Origin of the sequence: Synechococcus sp. R55.7 (assembly GCF_047461955.1) — a bacterium.
Classification (GTDB): Bacteria; Cyanobacteriota; Cyanobacteriia; order Thermostichales; family Thermostichaceae; genus Thermostichus.
In genome coordinates this window covers 1-2,090 of sequence record NZ_JANSIC010000308.1, presented here as the reverse complement: position 1 = coordinate 2,090, position 2,090 = coordinate 1, and the positions used below count along the sequence as shown (strand labels likewise).

Sequence of the window (2,090 nt, the reverse complement as noted above, 5' to 3'; positions counted from 1 at the left end):
AACCACGGCAGTTTTCAAGACTGCTTCCTTAAACCGCTCGGACACCTCTCCAAATTGCCGGGATCCCCAGGCTTTACTTATGTTACGCAATGGGTTTCTGGCTGTGCAATCGCTGCCGACCACAACCCCCACAGATTTACCCGCCACTGCCGCCGGAGACCTGAGTGGACGCCTGATGGTTGCGAATGGCCCGCTTGACCAAATTGAGGAAGGCAAAGGCCCGTTGGTCGGTGGGATCCAAGCGCATCACCGCTTGAAAGGCTGCTTCCGCCTGTTGCAGAACGGCCAGATCGATTTGTCCGTCCTCATCGGCTTCCAGTTGGGCCTTTTGCAAGAGGAGGGCCCCTCGATTGTAATGGGCTGCCACATGGTTGGGATCTGCCGCCAAAACGGCTTCCAGCTCTGTCAGGGCCGGATCCAGATAGCCGCTCATGCCCAGTACCCAGGCCAGCTTGTAACGAGCTTCGGTATGGGTTGGATCGGCAGCAACCGCCTGGCGAAACGCTTGGATGGCAGCCTGGAAATCGCCCGCTTGTACCGCTGCGATGCCTTCTTGGTAGCTGTCGTGAGCCATGAGCAAGTTGGGGGTTGACTGGGAAGCTGGCATGAGGAAGGGATCCCTTACCTGTAGATTAACCCTTGCCAAACCGGTGGCTCCCAATTCCCATCCCAGGTACCGAGAACAGAGCCGTGCCCCCGCTGGTTTACCGTCTTTTCCCTCTTGGGGGTGCCATCTGCAGCAGGAGAAACTGCCGCGGCAAGAGATTGGAGATTGCGCAAAGCCTGACCCGCATAACCTGCGCCCCTTCCTAGGATGAACATAGCCATTGATTGGGTGTGAACCATGAATGCCAAACTGCTTTTCCTACCGCTGGCTTTGGGGCTGTCTGTGGCTCCGACCACCGCTGTTTTTCCGCAAACCCTAGGCATCTACCCTCCTTTACAAAGGCTGCAACTGGCCGATACTCGTCAGTTGGATGTTGGCACCCGCTCCATCATTGTCAACCCCGTTCCTTCCGACCTGCGGGTGAATCTGGAGCTGGATCGGCGCGGGTCTAACCCCATCTACCGGCCTGGCGAGCCGATTTCTATTACCCTGAGCACCAACCGCGATGCCTACGTCTACTTGTTCAGCATCCAAGCCGATGGCCGTACTCACCTGATTTTGCCCAACCGCTTTTCCGGTGGCAACGAGTTTCTGCGGGCCGGAGAAGTGCGCACCTTCCCACCGCCGGGGGCCAGCTACCGGTTGACCATCGCTCCGCCTTTCGGTCAAGCCCAGGTGTTGGCGGTGGCATCCCCCCGTCCGCTGAACTTCCAGGAGATCGCCTCTTTCGAGCAGAGTGGATCCTTTGCCGATGTGCGGGTGCGGGGATCCCAACTGGGCAATGCCATTGCCCGCGCCATCATTGTCGAGGGGATCCCTTCCGACCAGTGGGTGACGGCCACCCGATTCTATCGGGTTGCCCCGCGCTAATCCAAGCTCTGAGACCTCAGGTGGATGGCCCGCACAGGATCCCCTTCATCGGGTATATGACCAGCCCCACCGTTCAAGCTGGGAAGGAAGTCAACCACCCCAAAGGCTGCCCAAAGATTGGGTTCATCTGCCACAATGAGAGCAGCCAAAAGTAGTCCCGGCTACGTTCCTCCTGTGCGGTTTTGGTCGGCCGTTCTATGTCCCCTTCCTCCAATCCCCTGAGCGAGCAGATTCGCAGTATTGACGACCATCTCTCCCGCCGCCCCCTGGATCTGGATCCGGCGGGCTATTTCGTCATCTACTTGGATCGGGAGCAGAACCTCATTTGCGCCAAGTACTACAGCACCGTCATCAATGAGCGGGGGCTGGCCACCGATCCGGAGACAGGAGCTGTGATCCCAGCCAAGGGCTCCGTCAACCGATCCCCTGAACGGGTGTACGTTGGGCGCACGGCCAAAGAACTGTGTGTACAGATCTTTGAAAAGGAGCAGGAGAGAGTGGTCTCCCAGCTCAGCCATGCGGCCTACTTGGGAAGGGAGTTTCAAAAAGCCGAAGCTGCCCTGATCTCTGGCGAGGAGTACATCCAAGACTGATCCCTTCCCAGAAAGCTCAC

Annotated in this window: 3 protein-coding genes; 2 read left to right on the top strand and 1 reads right to left on the bottom strand. The window is 58.3% G+C overall.

Going from position 1 to position 2,090, the window contains the following annotated elements:
• Positions 1–136: 136 nt before the first annotated feature.
• Positions 137–607, bottom strand: a complete 471-nt coding sequence (locus NW820_RS12025; RefSeq protein WP_238376725.1) for a tetratricopeptide repeat protein — start codon at positions 605–607, stop codon at positions 137–139.
• Between the two features lie 237 nt (positions 608–844).
• On the opposite strand from NW820_RS12025, the gene NW820_RS12020 reads away from it, so the two are divergent.
• Positions 845–1,477, top strand: coding sequence for a DUF4384 domain-containing protein (locus NW820_RS12020; protein ID WP_414407604.1), 633 nt, complete (start codon positions 845–847; stop codon positions 1,475–1,477).
• Between the two features lie 197 nt (positions 1,478–1,674).
• Positions 1,675–2,070 carry a DUF4346 domain-containing protein gene (locus tag NW820_RS12015; protein WP_414407603.1) on the top strand — a complete coding sequence of 132 codons (396 nt, stop codon included), beginning with the start codon at positions 1,675–1,677 and terminating at the stop codon, positions 2,068–2,070.
• Positions 2,071–2,090: the final 20 nt, after the last annotated feature.

Bases quoted from the DNA above. Each gene is read 5' to 3' on its own strand.
- NW820_RS12020 (WP_414407604.1), top strand. From the start codon at position 845: ATGAATGCCAAACTGCTTTTCCTACCGCTGGCTTTGGGGCTGTCTGTG.
- NW820_RS12025 (WP_238376725.1), bottom strand. From the start codon at position 607: ATGCCAGCTTCCCAGTCAACCCCCAACTTGCTCATGGCTCACGACAGC.
- NW820_RS12015 (WP_414407603.1), top strand. From the start codon at position 1,675: ATGTCCCCTTCCTCCAATCCCCTGAGCGAGCAGATTCGCAGTATTGAC.